29 protein-coding genes are annotated in these 26727 nt (G+C 65.7%); 7 read left to right on the forward strand and 22 right to left on the reverse strand.

The features are described from left to right. Positions 1 to 3: 3 nt before the first annotated feature. The 10 genes from ACW17U_RS14750 to ACW17U_RS14795 are packed head-to-tail and all read right to left on the reverse strand — an operon-like array spanning position 4 to position 8720. On the reverse strand, positions 4 to 390 hold the full coding sequence (locus ACW17U_RS14750; protein ID WP_062143624.1) for a DUF8776 family protein: 387 nt from the start codon (positions 388 to 390) through the stop codon (positions 4 to 6). Positions 391 to 395: 5 nt separating this feature from the next. Then, positions 396 to 959 (reverse strand): chemotaxis protein CheD, encoded by a 564-nt coding sequence (locus ACW17U_RS14755; protein WP_062143621.1) that lies wholly within the window; start codon positions 957 to 959, stop codon positions 396 to 398. Then, positions 956 to 1345: a response regulator gene (locus ACW17U_RS14760; RefSeq protein WP_019847929.1), complete on the reverse strand. Its 390-nt coding sequence runs from the start codon at positions 1343 to 1345 to the stop codon at positions 956 to 958. Before ACW17U_RS14760 ends, ACW17U_RS14755 begins: the two co-directional genes overlap by 4 nt. Before the next feature lie 4 nt (positions 1346 to 1349). Continuing rightward, entirely contained in the window at positions 1350 to 2378 is a 1029-nt protein-coding gene (locus tag ACW17U_RS14765; protein ID WP_062143619.1) for a protein-glutamate methylesterase/protein-glutamine glutaminase, read from the reverse strand. Continuing rightward, positions 2378 to 3256, reverse strand: coding sequence for a CheR family methyltransferase (locus ACW17U_RS14770; protein ID WP_492053430.1), 879 nt, complete (start codon positions 3254 to 3256; stop codon positions 2378 to 2380). The genes ACW17U_RS14765 and ACW17U_RS14770 overlap by 1 nt, the downstream gene beginning before the upstream one ends. Beyond that, positions 3256 to 3723 (reverse strand): chemotaxis protein CheW, encoded by a 468-nt coding sequence (locus ACW17U_RS14775; RefSeq protein WP_492053432.1) that lies wholly within the window; start codon positions 3721 to 3723, stop codon positions 3256 to 3258. The genes ACW17U_RS14770 and ACW17U_RS14775 overlap by 1 nt, the downstream gene beginning before the upstream one ends. Before the next feature lie 3 nt (positions 3724 to 3726). Then, a complete protein-coding gene (locus ACW17U_RS14780; protein WP_492053434.1) occupies positions 3727 to 6012 on the reverse strand; it encodes a chemotaxis protein CheA in 2286 nt (761 codons plus the stop codon). 46 nt (positions 6013 to 6058) lie between these two features. Beyond that, positions 6059 to 6424 carry a response regulator gene (locus ACW17U_RS14785; RefSeq protein WP_062143607.1) on the reverse strand — a complete coding sequence of 122 codons (366 nt, stop codon included), beginning with the start codon at positions 6422 to 6424 and terminating at the stop codon, positions 6059 to 6061. Continuing rightward, positions 6421 to 6708, reverse strand: coding sequence for an STAS domain-containing protein (locus tag ACW17U_RS14790; protein ID WP_166504310.1), 288 nt, complete (start codon positions 6706 to 6708; stop codon positions 6421 to 6423). Before ACW17U_RS14790 ends, ACW17U_RS14785 begins: the two co-directional genes overlap by 4 nt. Beyond that, positions 6705 to 8720, reverse strand: coding sequence for a methyl-accepting chemotaxis protein (locus ACW17U_RS14795; RefSeq protein ID WP_492053436.1), 2016 nt, complete (start codon positions 8718 to 8720; stop codon positions 6705 to 6707). The genes ACW17U_RS14790 and ACW17U_RS14795 overlap by 4 nt, the downstream gene beginning before the upstream one ends. A gap of 310 nt (positions 8721 to 9030) precedes the next feature. On the opposite strand from ACW17U_RS14795, the gene ACW17U_RS14800 reads away from it, so the two are divergent. Beyond that, positions 9031 to 9342, forward strand: coding sequence for an energy transducer TonB (locus ACW17U_RS14800; protein ID WP_062143593.1), 312 nt, complete (start codon positions 9031 to 9033; stop codon positions 9340 to 9342). 189 nt (positions 9343 to 9531) lie between these two features. On the opposite strand, the gene ACW17U_RS14805 is transcribed toward ACW17U_RS14800, so the two are convergent. From ACW17U_RS14805 to ACW17U_RS14825, 5 genes are all read right to left on the reverse strand, one after another. Beyond that, on the reverse strand, positions 9532 to 11154 hold the full coding sequence (locus tag ACW17U_RS14805; RefSeq protein WP_492053438.1) for a methyl-accepting chemotaxis protein: 1623 nt from the start codon (positions 11152 to 11154) through the stop codon (positions 9532 to 9534). Between the two features lie 135 nt (positions 11155 to 11289). After that, the gene (locus tag ACW17U_RS14810; RefSeq protein WP_062143589.1) at positions 11290 to 12438 is read right to left on the reverse strand and encodes an acyl-CoA dehydrogenase family protein; all 1149 of its coding nucleotides are present in this window, start codon (positions 12436 to 12438) and stop codon (positions 11290 to 11292) included. Positions 12439 to 12544: 106 nt separating this feature from the next. After that, entirely contained in the window at positions 12545 to 13960 is a 1416-nt protein-coding gene (locus ACW17U_RS14815; RefSeq protein ID WP_492053440.1) for an amino acid permease, read from the reverse strand. Positions 13961 to 14142: 182 nt separating this feature from the next. Next, positions 14143 to 15159 carry a putative sulfate exporter family transporter gene (locus tag ACW17U_RS14820; RefSeq protein ID WP_492053442.1) on the reverse strand — a complete coding sequence of 339 codons (1017 nt, stop codon included), beginning with the start codon at positions 15157 to 15159 and terminating at the stop codon, positions 14143 to 14145. Then, positions 15156 to 15404: a DUF6356 family protein gene (locus ACW17U_RS14825; RefSeq protein ID WP_062143580.1), complete on the reverse strand. Its 249-nt coding sequence runs from the start codon at positions 15402 to 15404 to the stop codon at positions 15156 to 15158. The genes ACW17U_RS14820 and ACW17U_RS14825 overlap by 4 nt, the downstream gene beginning before the upstream one ends. Positions 15405 to 15526: 122 nt before the next feature. Here ACW17U_RS14825 and ACW17U_RS14830 point away from each other — a divergent pair, with 122 nt between their 5' ends. Both ACW17U_RS14830 and ACW17U_RS14835 read left to right on the forward strand, forming a co-directional pair. Continuing rightward, on the forward strand, positions 15527 to 15994 hold the full coding sequence (locus ACW17U_RS14830) for an Lrp/AsnC family transcriptional regulator (RefSeq protein ID WP_062143577.1): 468 nt from the start codon (positions 15527 to 15529) through the stop codon (positions 15992 to 15994). 62 nt (positions 15995 to 16056) lie between these two features. Further along, on the forward strand, positions 16057 to 17157 hold the full coding sequence (locus ACW17U_RS14835) for a pyridoxal phosphate-dependent aminotransferase (protein ID WP_492053444.1): 1101 nt from the start codon (positions 16057 to 16059) through the stop codon (positions 17155 to 17157). Positions 17158 to 17867: 710 nt separating this feature from the next. Here ACW17U_RS14835 and ACW17U_RS14840 read toward each other — a convergent pair. After that, positions 17868 to 18548: an enoyl-CoA hydratase/isomerase family protein gene (locus tag ACW17U_RS14840; protein ID WP_492053446.1), complete on the reverse strand. Its 681-nt coding sequence runs from the start codon at positions 18546 to 18548 to the stop codon at positions 17868 to 17870. A 63-nt stretch (positions 18549 to 18611) separates the two neighbouring features. Beyond that, on the reverse strand, positions 18612 to 19241 hold the full coding sequence (locus ACW17U_RS14845; RefSeq protein WP_492053448.1) for a TetR/AcrR family transcriptional regulator: 630 nt from the start codon (positions 19239 to 19241) through the stop codon (positions 18612 to 18614). A 280-nt stretch (positions 19242 to 19521) separates the two neighbouring features. Between ACW17U_RS14845 and ACW17U_RS14850 the strand changes: the two genes are divergently transcribed. From ACW17U_RS14850 to ACW17U_RS14865, 4 genes are all read left to right on the forward strand, one after another. Continuing rightward, a complete protein-coding gene (locus ACW17U_RS14850; protein ID WP_062143561.1) occupies positions 19522 to 20346 on the forward strand; it encodes a UDP-2,3-diacylglucosamine diphosphatase in 825 nt (274 codons plus the stop codon). Continuing rightward, positions 20346 to 21437, forward strand: coding sequence for a glycosyltransferase family 4 protein (locus ACW17U_RS14855; protein WP_062143558.1), 1092 nt, complete (start codon positions 20346 to 20348; stop codon positions 21435 to 21437). Before ACW17U_RS14850 ends, ACW17U_RS14855 begins: the two co-directional genes overlap by 1 nt. Before the next feature lie 79 nt (positions 21438 to 21516). Continuing rightward, positions 21517 to 22374, forward strand: coding sequence for an alpha/beta hydrolase (locus ACW17U_RS14860; RefSeq protein WP_492053450.1), 858 nt, complete (start codon positions 21517 to 21519; stop codon positions 22372 to 22374). A gap of 346 nt (positions 22375 to 22720) precedes the next feature. Further along, positions 22721 to 24193, forward strand: coding sequence for a sigma-54-dependent transcriptional regulator (locus ACW17U_RS14865; RefSeq protein WP_062143552.1), 1473 nt, complete (start codon positions 22721 to 22723; stop codon positions 24191 to 24193). 97 nt (positions 24194 to 24290) lie between these two features. On the opposite strand, the gene ACW17U_RS14870 is transcribed toward ACW17U_RS14865, so the two are convergent. From ACW17U_RS14870 to ykgO, 5 genes are all read right to left on the reverse strand, one after another. After that, complete coding sequence (locus ACW17U_RS14870; protein ID WP_062143549.1) at positions 24291 to 24755, reverse strand: hypothetical protein; 465 nt, start codon at positions 24753 to 24755, stop codon at positions 24291 to 24293. Between the two features lie 357 nt (positions 24756 to 25112). After that, complete coding sequence (locus tag ACW17U_RS14875; protein WP_062143546.1) at positions 25113 to 25454, reverse strand: hypothetical protein; 342 nt, start codon at positions 25452 to 25454, stop codon at positions 25113 to 25115. A gap of 90 nt (positions 25455 to 25544) precedes the next feature. After that, complete coding sequence (gene gapR, locus ACW17U_RS14880; RefSeq protein WP_035047451.1) at positions 25545 to 25811, reverse strand: nucleoid-associated protein GapR; 267 nt, start codon at positions 25809 to 25811, stop codon at positions 25545 to 25547. A 63-nt stretch (positions 25812 to 25874) separates the two neighbouring features. After that, entirely contained in the window at positions 25875 to 26492 is a 618-nt protein-coding gene (locus tag ACW17U_RS14885) for an HAD family hydrolase (protein WP_492053453.1), read from the reverse strand. Beyond that, the gene (gene ykgO / locus ACW17U_RS14890) at positions 26492 to 26617 is read right to left on the reverse strand and encodes a type B 50S ribosomal protein L36 (RefSeq protein WP_018061125.1); all 126 of its coding nucleotides are present in this window, start codon (positions 26615 to 26617) and stop codon (positions 26492 to 26494) included. The genes ACW17U_RS14885 and ykgO overlap by 1 nt, the downstream gene beginning before the upstream one ends. Positions 26618 to 26727 lie beyond the last annotated feature (110 nt).

A 26727-nucleotide genomic window follows, 5' to 3' on the forward strand; every position in this document is an offset into this window, starting at 1 on the left:
CTCCTAGAAGAAGTCGAGCTCGCCCGCCTCGACGCCCTGGGCCGCCGGCTCGTCGACAGCGCGAAGACGCACCACCAGATCCGCCAGGCCCAGACCTTCGAGAAGGGGTTCGATCGATATGCTCCATTCGCCGGAGGCATGCTGGCCAATACGCTGCAGCACATCCGAAAGGCCATGTAGTCGCTGGGTCAGCTCGTCCAGGGCCTGAAGCCTGGAGATGCTTTCCAGGGCTGCGCCGCCCTTGGCCAGGTCGCCGGCGATGTGCTCGCAGTCGCGACAGACCGCCGCCGCCGACATCAGCTCGGCCGCAAGGCGGCGCGAGAGCTCGCCCACCGGTGTCAGAGACTCCGATGGGTCGATCATGGATGTCAGATGCGGCTTTGGGGTCATACGGGTCAGAACAGCTCCAGATCGCCGCCAGACGAGGCCGGCATGGGTGCCGGAGCGGGACGCCGGACGTCCTGCGGCGCGTTGTCGACCGCCACCAGACGCTGCCGAACACGGCCCGAGGCCGGCCAGAACTCCACGCGACGGGCCGAGACACCCCCCGTGCTCGAAGACACGATCGGTATGCCTTCGTCGCGCAGGAAGCGTTCGGCGAAGGCGGCATTGCTGGCCCCGACGTCCGAAAGGCCGTCAAACAGCTTTCCGCCACCGAAGATCTTGGCTTCCATCCGCTCGCGCCGGGCACCGCGCTTCAGGAGACCATTGATCAACAGCTCCATGGCATAGGCACCATAGCGCACGGCGTCGCCATCCTTGCGACCGTCGCCAGCGTCAGGCAGCAGGAAGTGGTTCATGCCGCCAATGCCGGCCTGCGGATCGCGGATACAGGCGGCGATGCAGGATCCGAGCACCGTGGTCATCACCACATTGGGGTCTGATGACACGTGGCTTTCGCCTTGCGTCACGTGGACCTTGATGGCCCGTTCCAGATCATCAGATGGTGCAAACGTCATGTGAGCTGCCCGAAGACCTGTTCGATCTTCTCCTTGAGGCCCTGAACGGTGAACGGCTTCACGCAGTAGTTGTTGACGCCGAACTGCACGGCCCTCTGCACCAGTTCACGGTCGGCCCGGCCCGTCAGCATGACAAAGGCTGTCTGCCGAATGGGAGGGTGCGAGCGAACGGCGCGGAGCAATGCCAACCCGTCCATCTTGGGCATGTTGAAATCTGAAATGACCAGGTTTGCCGGCTTGGCCAGGAGGTTCTTCAGAGCCTCCTCACCATCGGGTGCCTCACGGATGTCCTTGAACCCGATTTGCTGAAGCGCATTGCGGATCAGGGCCCGCATGGTCAGCTGGTCATCGACGACGAGAACGGAAATGGAGCTTGCTTGGGGCATGGGTTCATCGCCTCGCGGAGGCCAGATCGAGGATAGATTGGCCCATGGAGGACAGGGAAACCTGCTTCTCCACGGCACCGATTTCAAAGGCCGCGCGGGGCATGCCGTAAACGACACAGCTCTGCTCGTCCTGTCCGAGGGTCTTGGCACCGGCCTTGCGCAGGGCCAGTAGCCCCTGGGCACCGTCGCGGCCCATGCCGGTCAGGATCGCGCCCACCGCCTTGTCGCCGACGGCCTTGGCCACCGAGTTGAAAAGGACGTCCACCGATGGACGGTGCCCGCTGACCGGATCCGCTGGAACCAGACGGCAGCGCAGTCCACCCGAACGCACCACTTCCAGGTGCGCGGCACCGCCGGGAGCGACATAGACCTTGCCCGGCTCGAGCAGGGCGCCTTCGGAGGCCTCCTGGACCCGGGCGCCGCTGGCGCGGTCCAGACGCGCCGCGAAGCTGGCCGTAAAGGTCGCCGGCATGTGCTGGGTGATGACCGTCGGAGGACAGGTGTCCGGGAACATCGTCAGGATCGCCAGGAGCGCCTCGACACCACCGGTGGAGGAGCCGATGGCCACGATGTCGCCCGACGGCATGTAGCTCTTGGTCCGCACCGCCGCCGGTGCGGCATCGGCCTTGGTCCGCACTGAAGCGCGGGCCGCGGTCTTCACCTTCACGACGATCTCGTTCAGCGCATCCTGGGTACCCAGGGCGTCGGCCGGCTTGGCGACGCAATCGATGGCACCCAATTCCAGAGCTCGGAGGGTCATCTCCGCCCCGGCCTGGGTCAGGGTCGAGACCATCACCACCGGCATGGGCCGGAGGCGCATGATCTTCTCGAGGAACTCGATGCCGTTCATGTTCGGCATCTCGATATCGAGCGTGACGACATCGGGATTGAGGGCCTTGATCATGCCCCGGGCCTCGAAGGGATCGCCGGCGGCGCCGCAGACCTCGATGTCCGGATCCCGGTTGAGGGCTGCTGTGATCAGGCTCCGCATGGTGGCGGAGTCGTCAACGACGAGAACGCGAATCTTGGCCATCAGCGACCTCCCACCTTGCGATAGGCCGTGAGCCCAGCGCTTTCAAAGGCGGTGATCGAGGACCCTACCCGTTCTGAGTGTCCGACATAGAGCTTGCCACCCGGCACCAGAAGCGGCGCGAAGCGGTTCCACACACGCTCCTGGGTCGGCTCGTCGAAATAGATCACGACATTGCGGCAGAAGATCGCGTCGAACGGTCCCTTCATCGGCCAGCTGGGGCCATTGAGGTTCAGCTCGCGGAAGGCCACCAGGCTGCGCGCAGCTTCGCACACGCGCCAGGCCCGTCGATCACTCGCGTCCCGCTCGAAATACTGGTTGCGGGCATTGGCCGGAATGCCTTCCAGCAGGCTCTCGTCATAGACGGCGGCGCGGCCGGTCGCCAGGACGTTGGTATCGATGTCCGTTCCCAGGATGCGGATGTCCAGGTCGGCGGCATTGGGCCACACCGACAGGACCGTAAAGGCCATCGAATAGGGCTCCTGGCCGGACGAGCTGGCGGCTGACCACAGGCGCAGGCGTCCGCCGGAGCGGACCTTGTCGACCATCGGCTCCAGGATATTGGCGCGCAGGTCATCAAAATGGTGCGGCTCGCGGAAGAAGCGGGTGACATTGGTGGTCAGGGCCCGCAGCATTTCCTGCTGCTCGTCGATGCTGCTCTCGAGCGCCACGAAGTTGCAGTATTCCGTGAAGGTCTTCATCCCCAGGGCGCGGAGCCGCTTGGCCAGGCGCGAATAGACCAGGGTCGCCTTGGTTTCAGGCAGGCTGATCCCGGCCTGCCCGTAGAGCAGGGCGGCGATCTTCTTGAAATCCTGATTGGTGAACGCGAACTCGCCATCGACGATGGCCTCGCGACGTTCTGCTGTTGAGGCTGGGGTCATCAGGCGGCCAGGGCCTCGCGTTCGGGGAGGATACGGTCGAGGGAAATTTCGCTGATCATGCGATCTTCGATCGAAATGATGCCACGAACGAAGCTGCGAACAGTGTCGCAAGCCACGTCCGGGGTGGGCTGAACCATGTCGTCATTGATCGAGAGGATGTCCGACACCGCATCGACCAGCAGGCCGACGGTTCGATCACCCGCCTGAACGACAATGAACACGCTGCGGACAGTCGGCTCGACCATGGGCATGCCCAGCCGGGCGGCCAGGTCCATGATCGGCAGGACAGCCCCGCGCAGATTGATCACGCCCCGCATATAGCCGGGGGTCTGGGGCAGCGCCGTCGCTGGGCTCCAGCCACGGATCTCGCGCACAGCCATGATGTTGACGCAGTATTCCTGGTCGCCGACCCGGAAGGAGATCAGTTCCCGGCGTTCCGTACTCGCGACGGTAGTTGGGTCGAACATGACTTACTCCGCGGCTATGAGTGTGGGTTCGACGGGACGGGGCGATTCACGGCGGCGAAGATTGATCACGGCATCGACGTCGAGGATGAGGGCCACGCGGCCATCGCCCAGGATCGTCGCGGCAGCGACACCTTCGACCTGCTGGTAGTTCTGCTCCAGGGACTTGATCACGACCTGACGCTGGCCATGGATGGCATCGGCGACCAGGGCGGCGCGCGAGCCGTCCTCGCCCTCGACCAGCAGCACCACGCCTTCGGTCGGCGACGGCGAGGTGGTGCGATAGCCCAGGGTCAGGCCGACATCGATCAGCGGCACGAAGCTGTCGCGAACGGCAAGCACAGAGCCGACAGGGCCCAGAGGGCGTACCTCTTCCGGCTTCGGACGCAGGCTCTCGACGATCGCGGCGAGCGGAACGACCAGGGTTTCTCCCGCCACATCGACCACCATGCCGTCGAGCACGGCGAGCGTGAGAGGCAGGCTGAGGGTGAAGGTCGAGCCCAGACCGGGTCGCGAGGCAATCGAGATGCGGCCGCCCAGCGCCTGGACCGAGCGCTTGACCACGTCCATGCCGACGCCGCGGCCGGACACGTCGGAGATCTTGTCGGCCGTCGAGAAGCCCGGCAGGAAGATCAGGTTGTCGATCTCCTCGTCCGTCAACTGAAGGTCGGGCGAAATCAGGCCCTTCTTGACGGCGATCGACAGTACGCGTTCGCGGTTGATGCCCTTGCCGTCGTCCTGGACCTCGATGACGATCCGGCCGCTGCGATGCAGGGCGGCGAGGCGCACAACGCCTTCTGGATTCTTGCCGGCCGCCTTGCGTTCCTCCGGGCTTTCCAGCCCGTGGTCGATGGCGTTGCGCAGCATGTGGGTGATCGGGTCGGACAGACGCTCGATGACCGTCTTGTCGACCTCGGTGTTTTCACCGTCCATGACCAGACGGGCCTGCTTGCCCGTCATGTTGGCGACTTCACGCACCAGACGCGGCATGCGCTGGAACACCGATTTCACCGGCTGGGCGCGGATGGCCATCACGCTGTCCTGGATCTCTCGCGTGAGCTGTTCCAGCTCATCCAGACCCATGGCCAGATTGGAAGACGGGGCGATGCCGTACTCGCCGACGCGTTGCGCCAGCATGGCCTGGTTGATGACCAGTTCGCCGACCAGGTCGATCAGGCGGTCGATACGCTCGGGGTCGACACGAATGACCGACTGGCCAGGACCGGGGACGTCGACCTGGGTGGCCTTGACCGGTGCGGCGGCAGGTGTCGCGGCCACGGCAGCCGCGACGGGCGCGGCCTGAACAGGCGGAGGGGGTTCGGACGGCTCCTCGACCGGTGCCGGCGCGACTTCAGCCACCGGGGGCATTTCGACCGGCGGTGGCGCGGGTGCAGCGGCCGATGAATCAATGGCGTTCAGAAGGTTCGCAAGAGCAGCCTCAACCGGCGCCTCACCGCGAACGATTTCAAGATCGCAGTCACCATCCACGAATTCGAAGACTTCGCGGATCGCCTCCTCGCCATGGTCGGTCTCGACGCGGACGCTCCAGGTCACATAGGCGGCTTCGACATCGAGGAACTCGAGCGGCGGCAGAGCGCTCTGGTCCATGGTCGCCACGATGGGACCCAGGCGGCTCAGCTCGCGCAGGAGCAGCGCGGTTTCATTGGCCTTGCGATAGAGGTCAGACTTGGGCCGGATCGACACCGTCCAGATATGGGACGGGATCAGTTCGGCATCGGCCGCCTGCTCGTCGACCGTAATGGTCATCGGCTGGAAGTCGAAGCCCAGGTCGTCGTCCAGGTCATCGGACGCAGCAGCAGGAGCCGGGGTCGGTGCCACAGCAACAACGGTCTCAGGGGCGGATTCGACCACCTCTGCCACCGGCGCGGCGGGCGCGGGTGCGGCGGAGGGATCGGTCCAGGTCTTCAGCTCAGCGGCCATGGCGGCAGAGGCTGCCATGTCGACATCCCCAAGGCCGCGCGCGGCGCTGACATGGTCAGCCAGCACGTCGGAGGCGCGAAGCATGACCGCAGCCAGCTCCACGGTATTGGGGACTTCATTGGATCGAACGGCGTCCAGAAGGGTCTCGAAGACGTGCGCGAACCGAACCAGCGGCTCGAGGCCGAAGGCGCCGGCGCCGCCCTTGATCGAATGCACGGCCCGGAAGACGGCATTGACGGTCTCAATGTCGCCAACGCCCTCCTGCATGGCCAGGAGCCCGCCTTCGAGGTCGGCGAGCAGTTCCTCGCATTCCTGAAAGAAGGTGACCTTGATGGCCTCTAGCTCGTCCATTCCGGCAGTTCCTTAGAGAGTTCCAGACGTCGAATAGCCTTGGAGATCAGGCCGCGACGCGGCGGATGGCCTCGACCAGCTTCTCAGGATTGAACGGCTTGACGATCCAGCCCGTCGCGCCGGCTTCACGAGCCCGCTGCTTCTTGGTCGGATCGCTTTCCGTGGTCAGCACCAGGATCGGGATGCCGCGATAGTCGTCATCGACGCGAACCGCCTCGATGAAACCAAAGCCGTCCAGCTTGGGCATGTTGATGTCGGTGATGATGACGTCGGGGCGGTGGGCGGAAAGTACCTCCAGCCCATGCTCGCCATCGACGGCCTCGACAACATTAAAGCCCGCGCCGACCAGGGCCATGCGCAGCATGTCCCTCATCGTGCGAGAATCGTCGACCGTGAGAATCGTGCGCGTCACGATTGGACTCCATGGATTTCCGCCGAAAGGAGCGCCCCATCGGCGCCGAAGAGACGGGTGGTTTCTACAAAGGCCTCCGAAGGCCCCGTAATCGAGAAGGGTTTGCCGTCCTCAGCCCAGGCCTTGCGGGCCGCGAGCAGAATCTGGAGACAGAGACCGCCGAGGCGGCGAACCTGGTCGGCGTGGACCTCGAGGGCTTCGCCCCGATGCGCCATGAACGCCGACTTCAACGGACCGGCGGCCTTCAGATCAAGCGTTTCAGGCAGCGCGAGAGCGGCCATCAGAATTCCTCCCATCCATCGGACGCCGGAGCGGCCGCGGTAGCTGCACCGCCACGTGCGGGCCGGGTGAAGGCGCCCAGACGGGCCCTTTGCTCGGCGACCGGGTTGCGGGCCGGTGCGTGTTGAACCGGATCAGCGGCCATCGGGCGCGATTGAACGCCCTGGCCTGCGCCCACCCGGAACCGGCCCATCAGGCGAGCCAGCTCGTTGGTTTCACCCTTCAGGGAGTGCGTCGCTGCGGTCGACTGCTCGACCATGGCGGCGTTCTGCTGGGTGACCTGATCCATCTGGTTCACGGCCGTGTTCACTTCGTTCAGACCGGTGGCCTGTTCGGCTGCGGACGCCGCGATCTCGGTCACCAGGGCGTCGATCTCGCCAACCTTCACGACGATGCGCTGCAGGGCCTCGCCGGTCTGTCCGACCAGGTTCACGCCCTGGCTGACCTGCTGGGTCGAGGACGAAATCAGGGTCTTGATCTCCTTGGCCGCTTCGGCGGACCGCTGGGCCAGGGCGCGAACTTCCTGGGCGACGACGGCGAAGCCGCGACCCGCTTCGCCAGCGCGGGCGGCCTCGACCCCGGCATTCAGGGCCAGAAGATTGGTCTGGAACGCAATTTCGTCGATCACGCCGATGATCTGGCTGATCTGCTTGGACGAGTTCTCAATCTCGCCCATGGCCGAGACTGCTTGATGGACGACCTGACCGGAATGCGTCGCTTCGCCACGGGTGGTCGAGACAACGTCGGAGGCCTGGCGCGCGCCACTGGCGGTACGACGGACGGTCGCGGTCAGCTCGTCGAGCGCCGCTGCGGTTTCTTCCAGCGAGGCCGCCTGCTGTTCGGTGCGGCGCGAGAGGTCGTCCGAAGCATGGGCGATCTCGTCGGCACCGGTCCGCAGGCCGTCGGTCGAGGCGGCGATGACCTTCATCGTCTCCTGCAGCGATGCCATGGCACCGTTGAAGTCGTCTTTCAGCTTGTTGTACTCGCCGGGGAACTGGGCGTTGACGCGGAAGGTCAGATCGCCCGAGGCCAGTTTCTCCAGGCCCTCGGCCAGGTTGGTCACCACCAGGGCGCTGTCGCGGGCAGCCGCGGCGGCGGCCTCTTCCTTGGCCCGACGCTCGTCGGCGGTCAGGGCGGCGGATCTTTCCTGGTCGGCGCGCATCTGTTCCAGATGCAGCTGGTTGTCGCGGAACACCTTCAGCGAGCGGACAATGGCACCCAGCTCGTCGAGGCGGGTCATCTTCTCCAGATCGATGCCGTTGTCACCCTTGGACAGGCGCTCGGTGGCACCGGCTATGTCGGCGATCGACTTGCGGACATTAGTGACCATCAGGATCGCCATGGCTGCAACCGACGCCAAGGTCAGCGCTGAGATCAGAATCGTCAGGCTCATCGCCGTGGCCGACTCTTTCTGCTTGGCGGCAGCCTGATTCTTGGTCCGCAAATTGATCTTGGCCAGGAGCCCGTCCAGGTCCTCGCTCATCAGAACATACTGGTCTTCAAACGGGGCAACGAAGCTGGCGGCCATATTGAAATCGACGCCAATCATGCCGCTGACCACATCGACGGCGCTCCGGCAATCGTCGACTTGCTTGATCAGCTTTGCGAAATCCGCCTGATCGCTGGCCGGGGAGTTTTTCTTGATCGCCTCAAGATCCTTTTTGACGCTGTCGAAGCGCGCAAGGATATCCGACATCCGCCCGGCGACCTTGTCGGTTTCGATCGAGGCGGCCTGGTGGGTCATGGCCAGATACAGATCGCCATGAATGGCTTCGATCTCACGCGAAACCCCGGCGATAGCCAGATTGTTACCCAGGTCGGTCGTCACAACCTGTTGCAGGGCGGCGGACTGACTTTTTTGGACGACCACTGCGCCCGCAGCCAAAACTGCGAGCATCACCAACGCAAAGACCGGCGCCACGCCAATCTTGATGATCATCGGTAGGTCGACAAGCCGAAAGCGCTTCATCTCAAGGTCCCCTTCAGGCAGCGGTCCGTGCCCACGGATCGCCAACAAGCCAGGTGATCATCACGATAGATTCCTAACAGACTCTGACCTTGGTTAAGAGAAACTGGAGAACAGGCACCAGAGCCCCTCCCTGAGGGACAATTGGTCGCAGGCTCGGGGGCTTTTTCACCCCTTGAATCTATAGAGAGGGGTCCGAGTGACCCTCCTGAAGCGTCAAGATCGAAGTAAGGTTACCGTATAGTAAATTTTGAATATTCTTTCCTGACTCAGAATATTTTAACTCGCACCTGAGAGAAAGGTCATGCGTCCGGTTGGCGCGTCGTCCACAGGACGAGAATTCATTACTAGGAGCAGCGGGATGAAATATCCGATCGCTTTTGCCGCAGGAATCGCTGGCAGCTTTTTTATCGCTCAAGCCGCCTCGGCGGCCGGCGGTTTTGAAGACCAGATGAGCCGTTGCCTGCAGCAGTACGCCAATACGCGCGACGCCGCGCAGGTGATGCTTGAATGCACTGCCGATGCCGGCAAACTCTCTGAATGCAAGGTCGTTGACAACAGCGCGGCCGGCAAGGGTTTCGACAAGGCCGCCATGTGCATCGCTGAAAAGCTGCCGATGGGTGCCAAGACCGGTACCGTGAAGGTTCCGTTCCGCTTCCCGGGCGGCGCGTAAACTCAAGGCTCCGGCACACCGGAGCTCAATACGCCGCTGCCGATCTGACCGAAGCGTTCCAAGGGAGCGCTTCGTGTCGGGCCGGCAGCGGCGTTTTGCTTTTGATGGACCAGCCAGACTAAAGCCGGCGGCCACAAGGTCGCCGGCTTTACTGTATTCAACGTCTCAGGACCTGAGCGAGACTGGGGTTCAGAATTCTTCCCATTCTTCGCGAACGGCAGCGGCCGCCGCGGTTCGGGCACCGGGACGTACGGCGGTGGGTCGGGCTGCTTGAGCCGGAGCCGGAGCCGGTGCCGGGCGGTTGGGCGGAGAAGACGGCCTGGCCGCCGGTCGGGCTACCGCTGACGGCGACGACGCTGAACGGCTGACCCTGAACGCCCCGATCAGATTGACCAGTTCCGAGGTCTGATCCTTGAGCGAATGGGTCGCCGCCGTCGTCTGTTCGACCATGGCGGCGTTCTGCTGGGTCACCTGGTCCATCTGGTTGACGGCGGTATTGACCTCATGCAGGCCGGTAGACTGTTCCTGGGCCGAGGCCGAGATCTGGACGACGAGGCTGTCGATTTCGGCGACCTTGGCGACGATACCGCGCAGGGCCTCGCCGGTTTGCCCGACCAGGCTGACCCCCTGGCTGACCTGCTGGGTCGAGGACGAGATCAGGGTCTTGATTTCCTTGGCCGCGTCGGCGGAGCGCTGGGCCAGGGCCCGCACCTCCTGGGCGACCACGGCAAAGCCACGACCGGCCTCGCCGGCCCGGGCCGCCTCGACCCCGGCGTTCAAGGCGAGAAGATTGGTTTGGAAAGCAATCTCGTCGATGACTCCGATGATGTTGCCGATCTCGCGTGACGAGCCCTCGATCTGGCCCATGGCGGCGACGGCCTGATCGACGATGATTCCCGAGCGCTCGGCCTCGGTCTTGGCCCCGGCGACGACTTCGGACGCCTGTTTGGCACCGGCCGCCGATCGACGGACGGTCGAAGTGATCTCGTCCAACGCGGCAGCGGTCTGCTCGAGGCTGGCGGCCTGTTGCTCGGTGCGGCGCGACAGGTCATCGGCGGCCACACCGATTTCATCGGTTCCGGCGCGGATATTGTCGGTGACGCCCGAAACACGGCTCATGGCCTGTTCGAGAATTCCGACCGCACTGTTGAAATCATCCTTCAGCTTCTGGAACTCCGGCTTCACCGTGCCGTCGAGCCGGCTGACCAGGTCGCCCTTGGCCAGGTTCGACAGCGCCTCTGCCAGGGCTTCCACCAACCGGGTCTGATGCTGTTCGCTCTCGAGCCTGGCGGCTTCGAGCTGCTGCCGCTCCGTTTCGATGGTCTCGAGATAGATCGAGATAGCAAAATCCATGTCGATCATCACGGCCTTCATCAGCGCGCTGACGGACTCTCCGACCTCCGCGGAATTTCCCTTCGCCATAAAGCCCTTGGGCCACAGGGACTCGATGGTGGAACGCAGAAGCCGGTCCATGACGATCGCATAGCCGCCAATGTACCAGCGCGGCTCCAGGCCGATGCGGGCATGGACCTGACCGATCGATCGCACCGTGTTGACATAGGTATCGCTGAACTCGGCCTGGGCGATGACGTCCCAGTGCGCTGCCTGGCGGCCACTCGCGGCCTCCATATGGCGGTCGTCCTTGAAGAACCGGCCGGTCTCCGGTGTCGTCCTGACCTTGCCATAAAAGGCTGCCAGGGCAGGCTCGATCTCCTTGCGGATCAAGGGTCGGAGATCCCGCAGAGCCTGTCGCGCCCGCTGATCCAGGCCCATGAAAGCGAGGCGGTCATTCAGCGCGTGCTCCTGGCTCATGGCAAGGGCTCCTGTCCTGGCGAAAATGCCGGACTGAACCCTCGGCTTCCATACTTAATGGCGGCTTAAGTATTCCCGTCAGGGACGCGGCATCTCGCCGCACTCTCCTCAGGATGGAAACGTTTGCAGAGCCAATCAGCCGCCCTGTTTCATGGTCTCCCGGGCAATGACGACCTGCTGGATCTGGCTGGTGCCTTCATAGATCCGGAAGATCCGCACATCGCGGTACAGGCGCTCGATGCCATAGTCGGCGACATAGCCGGCCCCGCCGAAGATCTGCACCGCCCGGTCGGCGACGCGGCCGACCATCTCGGAGGCAAACAGCTTGGAGGCCGCCGCTTCCAGGGTCACGCCCTGCCCCGCATCACGCTTGCGGGCGGTCTCCATGACCAGGGCCCGGGCCGCCAGGGCCTCGGTCTTGCTGTCGGCAATCATGGCCTGGACCAGCTGGAAGCTGGAAATGGCCTGGCCGAACTGCTTGCGCTCGCCAGCATAGGCCACACAGTCCTTGATCAGCCGCTCGGCCACCCCGACGCAGACGGCAGCAATGTGCAGGCGGCCACGATCCAGGACCTGCATGGCGACCTTGAAGCCCTCGCCCTCCTCACCCAGACGGTTCCAGGCCGGGACGCGGACATTGTCGAAGGTGACGTCGTGGATATGGGCACCCTGCTGGCCCATCTTCTTTTCCGGCTTGCCGACGATAAGGCCCGGCAGGCCGCCGGGCACCAGGAAGGCCGACACGCCCGACCCGCCCTTGGAGTCCGGATTGGTCCGCGCCATGACCGTAAACAGCGAGGCCTTGCCGGCATTGGTGATGTAGCGCTTGGAGCCGTTGAGGACGTAGTCGTCGCCGTCGCGGACAGCGAGGGTGCGGACCGAGGCGCTGTCGGAGCCGGCTTCCGGCTCGGTCAGGGCGAAGCTGGTGATGATCTCGCCCGAGGCAATGCCGGGCAGCCACTTGGCCTTCTGTTCGTCGGTCCCGAACATCACCAGACCCTGGCTGCCGATGCCGACATTGGTGCCAAAGGCCGAGCGGAAGGCGGGCGAGGTGCGGCCCAACTCGACGCCGACCAGGCACTCCTCTTCCATGTTCAGGCCAAGGCCACCGAACTCTTCCGGGATCGACAGGCCAAACAGGCCCAGGCTCTTCATCTCGTCGATGACGTCCTGGGGCACCGCATCGTCCTCGGCGACCTTGGCCTCGATGGGCCGCAGGCGCTCGGCGACGAAGCGGGCAACCATGTCGAGCAGCTGGTCGCGGGTTTCGAGATCGAGGGCCATGGCGGAGCTTCCTGCGTCAAACACTTGTTTTGACGCGGACTGTAGCCGCCAAGCTCAGGAATGGAAGGGCCGGCGCGCGATACGCCGGCCCAAAATCGCCTTGCCGCTACGTCCGCTCGGCCCGGGCCAGGGCACTGTTGTGCAGGCCAAAGGCCACATAGACCACCGCGCCAAGGCAATGGGCATAGAGGAAGTAGAGCTGGGTCGTGGTCGGCAGGCTGGAGAACAGATAGAGGCAGCCCAGGATCGCCCCCGAGGCCACGACCGGCCAGACCGGTGTCGAGAACACCCGGGGCCGGCCCGGATCCCGAACCCGCAGGATGATCACCGAAAGGCCGACGGCGATGAAGGCCGCCAGGGTGCCGGCATTGGCCAGCTCGGCAATGTCCTTCAGCGACAGCCAGCCCGAGATCAGGGCCGACAGGGCCCCGGTCAGCAGGGTCATCAGCACCGGCGTACCAGTCTTGGCATTGACCTTGGCCAGGCTCTTGGGGAGCAAACCATCACGGGCCATCACGAAGAAGATCCGGCTTTGGCCGTACATGAAGGCCAGGATCACGGTCGGCAGGGCGATCACGGCCGCCAGGGCCACAAGCTGGGCGACCTTGGGGTGGCTTAGGCTTTCAAGAATAAAGACCAGCGGCGCTTCGCTCTTGGAGAAGACCTCGGTGCGCGAGGCCCCGATCGAGACGGCCGCCACGACCATGTAGATCAGGGTGCAGACGGCCATCGAGCCGACAATGCCGATGGTCAGGTCGCGCTTGGGGTTCTTGGTCTCCTCGGCAGCGGTCGACACCGCGTCAAAGCCGTAGAAGGCAAAGAAGATCAGGCTGGCGGCGGCCATGACACCCACCTTGATGCCGTTAGCGTCGGGCGTCGCGGCAAAGCCGTTGGGCATGAAGGGGGCGAAGTGGCTGGCGTCGAACGCCGGGATGCACAGCACGACGAAGACGAGAAGGGCGATGATCTTCACCGCCACCAGAACCATATTGACCGTGGCACTCTCCTTGGTGCCCAGGGCCAGCAGGCCCGCGACCGCGAAGGAAATGATCACGGCGGGGAGATTGACCAGTCCGCCCATGTGGGGGCCGGCGAGCAGAAACTCAGGTGTGCCGATCATCCGGAACAGGCCCGTCGCATGGGCCGACCAGCCGACGGCCACAGCCGCGCAGACCAGGGTATATTCGAGGATCAGGCTCCAGCCGACAAACCAGGCCACGGGCTCGCCCATGGCGACATAGCTGTAGGTATAGGCGCTGCCGGAGGCCGGGATCATGGTCGAGAGTTCGGCATAGCAGAGCGCTGCACAGGCGCAGACGGCCCCCGCGATCAGGAAGGAGAGAATGACGCCCGGCCCGGCCAGACCCGCGCCGATGCCGGTCAGGGTATAGATGCCCGTCCCGACGATGGCCCCGACGCCCAGGGCCACCAGATGCGGCCAGCTCAGGGTCTTCTTCAACTGATGGCCATCATGCCCCGCCACAATGGCGTCGATCGACTTGCGCCGCGTCCAGAAACTCAAGGTCATTCCCTCCGACTTGGTCTTCTGCCCCGACCATGGTCCGGGCAGCGTGTTTCGCCAAGACGTGCGCGATCAGCAGGGGAATTTCCTGCCGAAGTTCGCGCCCCAGACCGGCCGAGCGCCCTTTACGCAGCGTCTTGCGGGCTGGAAAGCCCGCAAATTCGCCCCCGAGGCCAGATTGGCTAGAAAAAGGCCCGCGTCAGGCCATAGGCCATGGCCGCCACGGCCAGGGTGGAGAGGGCCAGGGCCGCCGCCAGTCTGGGCTTGACCTCCAGCAGGGCGGATGGCCCCAGCTTGGCCGAAATGGCCCCGACTCCGGCCAGAAGCAGGAAGCTCGAGAGCGTGGCCAGGATCGCGACCAGGCCCTCCGGCAGCAGTCCGAACCCGCGCAGGGCGGCCAGGGCGGCAAAGCCGAGGACGAACAGGGGCGGGCCCTTGAAGCCAGCCTGGCCGCAGCCGTCCCGGGTCCGGCTCAGAAGCAGGCCGATCAGAACGACCGCCGGGCCCAGCCAGACAATCCGGGCCAGCTTGGCCAGGGCCGCGGCACTCGCAGCGTCCGCCGAGACCGACGAGCCCGCGCCCGCCACCTGGGCGACGTCGTGGATGGAGAGGCCGAAAAACACGCCGGCCTGGTGGGCCGTGAAGCCCAGCGCCTTGGCGACCGGCGGATAGGCCAGCATGGCCACGGTCGAGAGCAGATTGACCCCGATGATCACCAGGGCGGTCGTGCGCTGATTGGCCGGACTGGCCGGCGCAGCCTGGGAGGCGGCGAGCGCCGCCGAGGCCCCGCAGATCGAGCAAGCGGCCGCGGCGATCAGGGCCTCGGCCAGGGGCAGTCCCAGGGCCATGCCGACGCCGGCCCCGACGGTGAGTCCGCCCAGGACCACGGCCCCGCTGGCCAGGATGGCTGGTCCGCCGAGCAGGGCAAATTCGCTCCAGGTGATCTGGGCCCCCATCATGGCGACGCCCAGGCGCAGGCCGGGCTTGGCCCAGAGGTCAAGGCCGGCGGCCAGACGGCTGCCCAGGCCCATGGCCCCCAGACCCATGCCCAGGATCACGGCCAGCAGCGGTGCCGGCGCGTGCAGCAGGTGCGATAGCGGTTTGGCCAGCAAGGCGATTGCGAGGCCAGCGATCAGGCCCGGCCAAAGCTTGCCCGCCTCGAAGCGGAAAGCGCCGAGCCTGGCGATGGCGGCATTCATCCCTGGACAGGGGCCGCGTCGAGGCCTCGCGTTTTGTCAGCCAGGGCGCAGCGCCGGCTCAGCCGCTCGTTCAGGCGGCGGACCGTATTGCTGCCGGTGCGTTCGAAGGCGAAGGGCAGCAGGCCATGAACCAGACAGGCCAGGCCGGCCCCGAGCAGGGTAAAGCCGAAGCTCCAGGCGACGGTCAGATGCTCGCCATAGGTTTCGCCCACCGCTTCCGGATGGCTCGTGAATGGCTTCAGCATGGCGTTCCCCGATCTGTCGTCAGGTGTCCCATCATGAAGCGGAACCGAAGAATGGCATTACTGGATACGCTGCCAATTTCGCCCTATGGAGAAAATCATTCCTGATCTTGGAGATATCGAAGATGATTGATCTCGATCATATCGATCGCAGGCTCCTGGCCATATTGCAGGAGGATTCCACCGTACCGATCGCCGAACTGGCCGAACGGGTGGGCCTGACCCAGACGCCGTGCTGGAAACGGATCAAGCGCCTGCAGGATGCCGGCGTGATCACCGCCCGGGTGGCCCTGCTCGACCGCGACGCCCTCGACCTGGGCCTGACGGTGTTTGTGGCCGTCAAGACCGGCCGCCATGACGAAGCCTGGCTGACGACCTTTGCCGCCGGGGCCCGTGCCCTGCCCGAGGTGGTCGAGTTCTACCGGATGAGCGGCGAGGTCGACTATCTGCTCAAGGTCGTGGTCCGCGACATCGCCGCCTATGACCGCTTCTACAAGCGCCTGATTGCCACCGCCCCGCTCACCGACGTCAGTTCCAGCTTCGCCATGGAGCAGATCAAGTTCACCACCGCCCTGCCGATCACCACGGCCTGATGGCGTCTTGATCCTGTCACGCCTGCGGCCTCAACTGGGGACGCAACAGGGGGAGACGGACCATGGATACGACGCGACGCGGCCTGCTGATCGGCGGAGCGGCCCTGGCTCCGGCTGTGGCACCGGCGATGGCCGCCGCCCGGACGGTCGATCCCGCGCCAGCTGCGCCCATCCGCGCCCATCTCGGGGTCACCGAAAACCCCTATGGTCCAAGCCCGGCCGCTCGGGCGGCTGCAGCCAAGGCCCTGGACCAGACGCCCTACTATGCCTGGTCCCTGGAGCCGCCCCTGGTCGAGGCCATCGCCCGGCAGGAAGGGGTCAGCCCCGACAGCGTCGGCCTGTGTAACGGCTCGCTGGAGGCCCTCTCCCTGCTCTCGACCCTGTTCGGCAAGGCCGGCCCCATCGTTGCGCCCCAGCCGACCTATGCCACCCCCCTTCTCTATGCCGGGCGCCAGGGTGCCAGCCTCAGCTGGGTCCCGGTCACCGGCGACCACCAGATGGACCTGCCGGCCCTGCTACAGAAGGCCAGCGGCGCGGGCTGTGTCTATGTCTGCAACCCCAACAATCCGACCGGACTGCTGGCCGATCCCGCAGCCCTGCGCGCCTTCTGCATCGAGGCCAGCAAGGTCGCACCAGTGATCGTCGACGAGGCCTATATCGAGATCAGCCCCGACCCTGTGCGGCACTCGATGATCGACCTGGTCAGGGCCGGCCATGACGTCATCGTCGCCCGCACCTTTTCCAAGGTCTATGGCATGGCCGGCCTGCGGGTGGGCTTCATCATCGCCCGGCCCGAGCGGGTCAAACAGCTGAAGAGCCTGATCCCGACCCACAAGGGCCGCCCGGGCCTGGCCGCCGCCCTCGCCTGCTATGGCGACGCGACCTATCTGTCCGGGACCAAGGCCTATCTCGAAGCCTGCCGCGAGAAGATCTATGCGATCTGCAAGGCCAATGGCCTGACCTGCCTGCCCTCCTTCGGGACCTATGTCTTTGTCGATACCGGCAGGCCCAACCTCGCCTTCCAGAAGACCCTGGCGGCCATGGGCGTCGAGGTCCGCGTCTTCGACAGCCCCGCCCACCCCACCTGGATCCGGGTCGGCACCGCCAGCCCGGCGGAACTGGACATCTTCGCCGAGGTGCTGCCGCGAGCGCTGAAGGCTTGAAGGCACGGCCTGGCCGCTCCACGCGGCGGGCCCGCTGAAGGTGTGGGAAGGGTTGCGGAGCGTCCGGGCCTCGCCCGGATTTGTGGATTTGGAAGTACCGTTTCGACGAAGACCGACGCTCCGCGTGACCGTTATCCCTCTGGCCGGGGCGCGCGGGTCTGGTTCAACCCTTCACCCCACCCGGGCCCTGTCCTCCTCGCGACGGACTTGAGCCTTGGGCTGCAGCCACGCCGATTCCGGAGGGACCCGGAGCGAACCTTCGGACGGGCGGGGGCCCTGGCAGACCTCCGATGGGCAGGTTTACGTCCCCCGCCCTCTCTTTAAACCGGCCGCCCGGGCCTTGGCCCGAACGGTGGTCCCGCGCGATCACCCCTGACAGCCGTCGCTGGTCGCCGGCCGGACGCCCTTCCCGTGCTGTCAGGTGGGAGCATTATGCGGGCGGATTCAGCGCGGAGGACTGGCGCGGTGGGTCTTTTTGCAAGCGGTTGATCGGGCTGGGGTGTGTTTGGGAAACGCCGGGGACAGATCGAGCCCAATCCCCATACTTGCCCCCTACGGGCTGCTTCGCAGCCGTCTTCCCCCGGAGGGGGAAGATAGGTTGGCGCGTTTCATCTTCCCCCCGCAGGGGGGAGGACGACCTGCGGAGCAGGTCAGGAGGGGGCCAGCGGCGTCGTCCGGACATCATCCGCCGAATAGCTCAGCGCACTGCCTCAGGCTTCGAATGCCGGCTCATCCCCCTCAGCGGCCAGTTGCCGGACGGCCGCCGCCAGCTGGCCGCGCATCTGCGCCTTGACCCTCTTGAAGCCGGGAAGCTGGGCCAGGTCCCGCGCCCGATCTCGGGCGACTGACGGAACGGATTCGGGGTCCGCCAGTTCGTCGAAAACGCGCTGCCGGACCAGGTCCTCCGACGAGACACTGGCGCAGGACAGGGTCAGATGGCGCAGCAGGGGTGACGGCAGTTCGCTCTGCACGATCAGGGCCGGTCCGGCCGGAAAGGCGATTCCGGCTTTCGCTTCGAACAGTCCGAACTTGGCCGTCTCCGCCCGCGTGGCGACCCGGTGGTCACAGCACAGGGCCAGGACCAGACCGCCGCCCAGGGCATGGCCCGGGACAGCGGCCACCACCGGCGCCGTCACCGACAGCAGGTGCGCCGTCATCCGGGTAATGGCCCTTGCGAGGTCAAGTCGCTCGGCCGGGCTGTACTGGGCAAAGGCGCGGGAATCGACCCCGGCGCTGAACAGGCCGTCGGAGCCTTCCAGGACGAGGGGCATGTCGGGCGGATGGCCTGCGAACAGGGCGCTGAGGGTTTCAATAGCCCTCAGGTCCAGGGTGTTCATCGGGTCGCGCTGCAGGGTGATGATCCGGACCCCGGCCTCGACAGTTTCCTTCACGGTTCAGGCCCCTTTTCTGGCGATCGTCGCTATGCCCCGGCCCGAACCCTAGAGGACGATGCCCTAGTCCGGCCACAGATCCTGCACGTCGCCCTTGCGGTTCAGCATGTGGGTGGCGCGCTTGATCACGGCCAGCAGGCGTTCCTTCCGGCCGTCGCGGTCATAGGTCAGGGTCGAACGGGCCAGGCCCTCAAGCATGAAGCGGGCGAGGTCGCGGCTGGCCTGGAAGCGGGGGCCGGCCCCGGCATGGAGGATCTTCAGGAAATGGTCGCCGGCCTGGGCGCGGTCGAACTCGGCCTGGGCCGGGGCCAGCAGGGCCTGGATGGCCGGATCGGTGCGACCGGCCGCCTCCAGCTCCGCGAAGGCCATGAAGGGCACGCTCTGCAGCAGGTCCCAGTAGGAGTCGATGGCGTGCTCGGTGACGTCCGAGCCCGGTGGCAGGGTGTCGGCAGCGGCCTGGAACAGGGCCGAGCGCTCGGCCTGGACATGGGCCACGGCGGCCTCGACCAGGGCTTCGCGGGTCGGGAAGTGATAGAGCATCGCCCCGCGCGTCAGGCCCGCCGTTTCGGCGATCACCGGATTGGTGGCGGCGTGATAGCCGATCCGGGCAATCAGCCGCATGGCGCAATCAAGAATCCGCGCCCGCGTCTTCAATGATTTCGGGGTGTCCTTGGCAAGGCGGGCAGCGTCCATCCCCCTGATCTAGTGTGCGCCATGCTGCATCGCAACAGCTGCCCCTCGCCTTTGCCAGGCCCGGGGATTTGGCCGGGCCGACGCCTGCGCTGCGACCGCCGGACCCGGGTGGCGCCCGCTTTCGAGGCTCACCCGGGGTCAGTCCCGGCCTGGTCCGGCCTGAGGGATGCGCCGGGTTTCATCAAAGCGACACGCAATCAGCTTAATCGCCGGTGAACTCGCCGAAGGTCGCAACCAATCCGGGGGCGGATCGACCAGGCGCAGCAACCCGGGGACCCGCATGAGCGCCGAATCCGCCGTCCGGCACTATCGCAGCATCTTCATCAGTGACCTGCACCTTGGCACCCGCGGCTGCCAGGCCGAACTGCTGCTGGACTTCATCCGTCATGTGGAGTGCGAGCGCCTCTATCTAGTGGGCGACATCATCGACGGCTGGAAGCTGCGCAGCGGCTGGCACTGGCCGCAGTCCCACAATGACGTGATCCAGAAGATCCTCCGCCTGGCCCGCAAGGGCACCGAGGTCATCTATGTGCCCGGCAACCACGACGACCGCATCCGTGACTTCTGCGGCACCCATTTCGGCGGGGTGGTGGTGGCCCGTGACGTCATCCACGAGGCGGCCGACGGCAAGCGCTATCTGGTGGTCCATGGCGACGAGTTCGACGGGGTCGTGCAGCAGGCCAGATGGCTCGCCTTCCTCGGCGATTGGTCCTATAGAACCATCCTGATGCTGAATACCTTGCTGAACCGCGCGCGGCGACGCCTGGGCTTCGGCTACTGGAGTCTCTCGGCCTATCTGAAGGTCAAGGTGAAGAACGCTTTGCATTTCATTGAGAACTTCGAAAGCGCCGTGGCCGAGGAAGCACGACGTCGCGGTGTCGACGGCGTGATCTGCGGCCACATCCACAAGGCCGAAATGCGCGACATCGACGGAATCACCTATGTCAACGATGGTGACTGGGTGGAGAGCTGCACCGCCCTCGTCGAACATGCCGACGGTCAACTTGAAATCCTCGAATGGGCCAAGCTGCGCTCGTGGTCGGTGATCGACCGCAAACGCGCCCCGGCCCTTGACGAGCCCCTGCCGGAGCCTGCCGCCGCCTGATGCGGATTCTTCTCGCCACAGACGCCTGGGAACCTCAAGTCAATGGCGTGGTTCGCACCCTCACCCGGGTGGTCGACGAACTGCGCGCCATGGGCCACGAGGTTGACGTTGTCAGCCCTGACCAGTTCCCGACCTTTCCGCTGCCGACCTATCCGGAAATCAAGCTGGCCATCGGGGCCTATGAGCCGGTGCAGGACCGCTTCAAGTCGTTCGAGCCCGAGGCGATCCACATCGCCACCGAGGGGCCGATCGGCCTGGCCGCCCGCCGGATCTGCCTGGAATGGAAGCTGCCGTTCACAACCAGCTACCACACCAAGTTCCCCGAATATGTCTCGGCCCGCCTGCCGCTGCCCCTGGCCGCCGGCTACACCTATATGCGCTGGTTCCACAAACCCTCCGGGCGCTTGATGGTGGCCACCCCGACCATGCGCGACGAGCTGGCCAAGCACGGGTTCCGCAACCTGTCGCCTTGGTCGCGGGGCGTCGACACCGACATCTTCAAGCCGCGCCTGCCGGATGAACCGGACCTGTTTGAAGGTCTGCCGCGCCCGATCTTCCTCAATGTCGGCCGCGTCGCGGTCGAGAAGAACATCGAGGCCTTTGCCTGCCTGGACCTGCCCGGCACCAAGGTGGTGATCGGCGACGGCCCGCAGCGCGAGGAACTGGCCGAGAAATATCCCGAGGTGAAGTTCCTCGGGGCCAAGTTCGGCACCGAGCTCGGACGCTATTTCGGTTGCGCCGACGTCTTCTGCTTCCCGTCCCTGACCGACACCTTCGGCCTGGTGATCCTCGAGGCCATGGCCGCCGGCGTCCCCGTGGCCGCCTTCTCGGCCCCCGGCCCGATCGACATCATCCCGGGCTCCAATGCCGGGGCCCTGGCGCCGGGCCAGACCGACGGCCTCAAGGACGCCTGCCTGGCCTGTCTGGATCTCGACCGCACGGTGGTGCGCAAGTTCGCCGAAGGCTTCTCCTGGCGCGCCTGCGCCGAGGAGTTCTACCGCAACCTGCAGCCCTATCCCGAGCCGGAAAAGACCCGCTTCTGGCGGCGTCTGCGCCGGCTGGCACGGCTGCGCGGCCGGACGGCGGCCTGACGCTTCTCCTGTCCAGGTTGTAACTGGCGCGCGCCGTTGAGTCGCCGTATCGCTTGGTCCCGTGAAGGGGAGAAGCCGGATGAAACTCGCCGCCATCGCCATGGGTCTCTGGCTGTCGGCCGGTGCCGTTCAGGCCCAGACGCCAACGCCCACGCCCACGCCCACGCCCACGCCCAGCCTCGAGACCTACAAGACCGTCGGCGACCAGGCCTTGAAGGCCCACGTGTTTGCGGCGACGAACCAGGCTTCGGGCCGGCGGGCCGCGGTGCTGCTGTTCCATGGCGGCGGCTGGACCGATGGCGAAGCCGAATGGACCTATGGCCGGGCGCGCATGCTGGCCGCGCTGGGCCTGGTGGCGATCCCCATCGAATACAGGCTGACCCGCGAGGGCGTGTCGCCGCTGGACGCCCTGGCCGACACCTGTGACGCCTTTGCCTGGACCCGGGCCCAGGCCAAGCGTCTTGGCGTCGATCCCAGGCGGGTGGCCGGCTACGGCATCAGCGCCGGCGGGCAGCTGACCGCGGCGGCCGGCCTGGGTGCCTGCCCCGGCAAGAGGCGCGGACCGGACCTGATGCTGCTCTTGTCGCCGGCCCTGGACGTCGCCGAGGACGGCTGGTTCAGGAAGCTGATGGCCGGCAAGGATCCTGCCCCGGTCTCACCACTGGCCCTGGCGGACCGCCGCGGACCGCCCACAGCCATTGTCCAGGGCGAGGCCGACACCCTGACCCCGCTGAAGAGCGCGGAGGCGTTCTGCGAACGGCGCAAGACGGCCGGCGGCGTCTGTGAGATCCATCGCTATCCCGGCCTGGGCCACCTGCTGACGCGAAACATCGGCAACCAGGAAAGCAATTTCGACATCGATCCGCAGGCCAGCCGGGACGGCTTCGCCAAGCTCGAGGCCTTCCTGGTGGCACGGGGCTACGCCCACCGGCCGTGAGCGGGCCTCAGGGCTCATTTCAGTTCCCATCGCCGCTGTCGGGCCGGACACGGGTGCCTTCCCCTGCGACGGAGACTGGCCTGATGGTGCGGGAGACTTGGGCACCGTGGAGGGGCGAGATAGGCCCAGGCCAGGGCGTTGTCGTCGACCCTGGCGTAACAATGGTCCGCGAAAGGGCCGCCTGGCAACGCCCGCGGCTCGGCCCTGTTCAGACCCGGTTAAGCGCGTCCGTTAAGGCCCCGGACACGTCTCCGAAACCCGGTCTTTACACCCCTGCTGTATCACTTCGACCCAACAAGAGCCTGGCTCCATGTCGAGCCCGGCCGGTTATGGTGGGTGTCTTCCTATGTCCAAGACGGTTCTCGTCGTCGATGACGATCCGACTCAGCGTCGCCTGATCCAGGCCGTTCTGGAGCGCGACGGATTCGCGGTCGCGCACGCCGAGAGCGGTGATGCGGCCATGAACCATCTGGGCTCCGGCGCGGCCGCCGATGTGGTGCTGCTGGACCTGGTCATGCCGGGCCTGAACGGCCACGACACCCTCAAGGAAATGCGGTCTCGCGGCCATGCCCAGCCCGTCATCGTCCTGACAGCGTCAGGCGGCGTCGACACCGTGGTCAGGGCCATGCAGGCCGGTGCCACCGACTTCTTCATCAAGCCGGCCTCGCCGGAGCGGATCACCGTCTCAATCCGCAACGCCCTGTCGATGGGCGACCTGAAGGGCGAGGTCGAGCGCCTGACCAAGCGCACGGCCGGCCGCACCACCTTTGCCGACCTGATCGGAACCTCACCCGCCATGACCCTGGTCAAGCGGATGGGCGAACGCGCCGCCAAGAGCGCCATCCCGATCCTGATCACCGGCGAAAGCGGGGTCGGCAAGGAACTGATCGCCCGGGCCGTGCACGGCTCGTCCGACCGCGCCGGCAAGCCCTTCGTGGCCGTCAACTGCGGTGCGATCCCTGAGAACCTCGTCGAGTCGATCCTGTTCGGCCACGAGAAGGGCTCCTTCACCGGGGCCACCGACAAGCATCTGGGCAAGTTCAAGGAGGCCGACGGCGGCACCCTGTTCCTCGACGAGGTCGGCGAACTGCCGCTCGACATGCAGGTCAAGCTGCTGCGCGCCCTGCAGGAAGGCGAGATCGATCCGATCGGCTCCAAGCGCTCGCAGAAGGTCGATGTGCGCATCGTCTCGGCGACCAATCGCGACGTGGCCCAGGCCGTGGCCCAGGGCCGGTTCCGCGAGGATCTTTACTATCGCCTGAACGTCTTCCCGATCGAGGCGCCGTCCCTGCGCGAACGCCGCGAGGACGTGCCGGCCCTGGTCGAAACCTTCATCCGCCGCTTCAATGTGGAAGAGGGCAAGCGGGTGATCGGGGCCGCGCCCGAAACCCTGGCCCTTCTGACCGCCTTCGACTGGCCGGGCAATGTCCGCCAGCTGGAAAACACCGTCTATCGCGCCATCGTCCTGGCCGACGCGCCCTATCTGCAGCCCTATGACTTCCCGGCGATCTCGGGCCTGCAGGCTCCGATCGAGGCTGCGCCTCCGGCGACGGGTGGCGGGCCGGACCTGCCGTCCGTGTTGCAGGCGACCCATGCCGCCATGGCCAGCGCCCCGGGCGATGCGCCGGTGCGCATCCTCGACGATCGCGGCCACCTGCGGACTCTGGAAGAAATCGAACGCGACCTTATTCAGCACGCGATCGACGTCTATGCCGGCCACATGAGCGAAGTGGCCCGCCGCCTGGGGATCGGTCGCTCTACCCTCTATCGCAAGGTGCGAGAGCAGGGCATCGACGTCGACATGAAGGAAGCTGGCTGATGACGATCATCCTTCGCCCCGTCTCGCGCGAACAGCGCCTGAAGACGCTGATCCGCCCTGCGAAACCGGTGCCCCAGACGCCGCGCCCGGCCTGAGGTCAGGCGACCCTTGCGACGTCGCCGTCTTCGGCGAGTTCGGGGTCGGCAGATTCAGCAATATGGCTCCAGCCTGCCGCACAGCGCCGGACCGCGCCGTCGGCTTCGAGCTGCTGCAGCTCAAGGGTAATGGCCGTAGCCGGTACCGACCGGTTCCAGCGCCGCTCCAGCTGGAGGGCGATATCGCTGGCCGCCAGGGCGCTGCCGCCACTCTGCAGGGCCATCAGGATCATGTCGCCGATCGAGCGGCTGCGCCGTCCCCGACGGCTCGGCGCGGGACTGATGAAAGCGGAAACCTCGGAAGCGACGCGGTCTTCACTAAGGCCGGCCCGCTCGATGGCCCCCAGGGCCAGGCTGATGGCCCGCAGTTCAGCTTCGAAGGGGGTCAGGGCGCGCTTCTGCGCTTCCGCCATGCGGACCTCGAGATCCGCCTTCCTTCGCATCAGATAGTCATACGTCGTCGCCATGGCGCTTGTCCGTTAACGTAAGCGTTGATCCGGCACCGATGCAGACCAGGGTCCGCGCGCGCCGAACAGGGCGAACGTCGCCCCCACCGGACGAAACGTTCTTGGTGTCAGGATCACGAGGACCCTGCGCCATAATGTCTCACCTTGTAGGTTACTGCGCCCTTAACGAAGTTCGGCGAACTCCGATCTTTGAGATACCTCAGGCCCTAGGGATGAGGATAAATCACCCCAAAGCCCTGAGTGGACAGGCTGAACGGCCGTACCCGCCCTTCGACCGGGTTGAAACCTTCCCCCGGCGCCCGGGACCTGCCGGGCAATGAGGGGTCCGGCCAGGCAAGATCGCTCGGTTGAGGCTCTCTATTCGGTCTCGTCAGGACCTTCGGGCTCGCGGATCGGCGGAGACCGACGGCCAAAGCCCCGGCCTCGACGGAGAGGCTTGGCTTCGCCCTTGGCCTTGGCGACGATTTCCTTAAGCTTGATGGTCTGGTTGGCCGACAAGGCCTGGTCGCGGCCGCCCTTTTCCGGATCGCCGAAGGCCCGGCCATAGGTCTCGATGCGCTGGGCTACCGAGCCGAGGAATTCGCCCTCCCAGTCCGACAGGGCGACGCCGGCCTTGTCGGCCAGGCGCTGGGCCCGCTTGAGGGCCTTCAGCGCCGCCTTGCGGGCCTGGGTTCGCGGATCAGGGGGTTTGGCGCGCATCAAGGGGGACTATCCCCGAAGCCGCGCCGGGACGCATCCCGCAAAAAATGGTGATCGGCGGGCGCTTGCACGCCCGCCAGGCCCGAGGCGTCAGATCGCGCCCACGGCCGACAGATAGAGGTCGAGGATGGCGTCCTCTTCCTGGCGCTTGGCGCGGTCCTGCTTGAGAATGCGGACCACCTTGCGCAGGATCTTGACGTCGAAGCCATTTCCCTTGGCCTCGTTATAGACTTCCTTGATCTGCTCGGAGATCTCGGCCTTCTCGACCTCGAGGCGTTCAATGCGCTCGATGATGCTCTTCAGCTGGCCTTGGGCGGTGGAGTTCAGAACGTCGGCGTGGGCGGCGTCGTCGGCCATGACGGAAAGCTCTTCAGACAGGGGTGGAACGGGGTCGCGGACCATAGGCGCGCGGCCCGCCGCTCACAACAGCCCGTGCGCCTGAATCATCGGTCGCAGGTCCGCCGGATCCCGGAACAGGTGGGTGTGAAAGCCCAAAGCCCCGGCGGCAGCGATATTGGCGGCGCTGTCGTCGACGAACAGCAGATCCTCCGGCCTCAGTCCGGTTCGATCCAGCGCGATCTCATAGATGCGAGGTTCGGGCTTGATCACGCCCTCCTCGGCCGAGACCACCACGTCCTGGAAATGCCGGAACACCGGGCTCATCGCCTGGACGCCGGGCCAGGCCTCGCTGGACATGTTGGTGAGCCCGAACTGCGGGACACCGCGTTTTGCCAGGGCCTCGATGACGGCTTCAGTCTCGGCGATACAGCCGGAAAACATCTCGGGCCAGCGATCCCACCAGGCGGCGATCTGGCCGGCATAGTGCGGATGCCGGGCACTCAGCCGGGCGATATTGTCGGCGAACGACAGGCCCCGGTCTGTCTCACCGTGCCACTCCATGGTGCAGACATGCGAAAGGAACCCGTCGAGTTCGGCGGGTTCCTTGAAAATCTTCGCGAAGAGCGTGCGCGGATTCCAGCGCACGACGACATTGCCGACGTCCCAGAGCAGCGCCCTGGGAGGACCGGCAAACATCATCAGCCCTGCTTGGCTTTGAAGCGCGGGTCGGTCTTGTTGATGATGTAGATGACGCCCTTGCGGCGAACCATCTTGCAGTCGCGGTGACGCGACTTCAGCGACTTCAGCGAGCTACGAACCTTCATGACCGTCTCTGTACTCAGCGGAGAGGTTCGGGCGCGCCATATGGCGACCGGAACGTCCGGGATGTTTCGGAGGGAGGGCGTATAGGCAAGGGTGCTGACTGAGTCAATGC

Source organism: Caulobacter sp. AVps16, assembly GCF_058681455.1.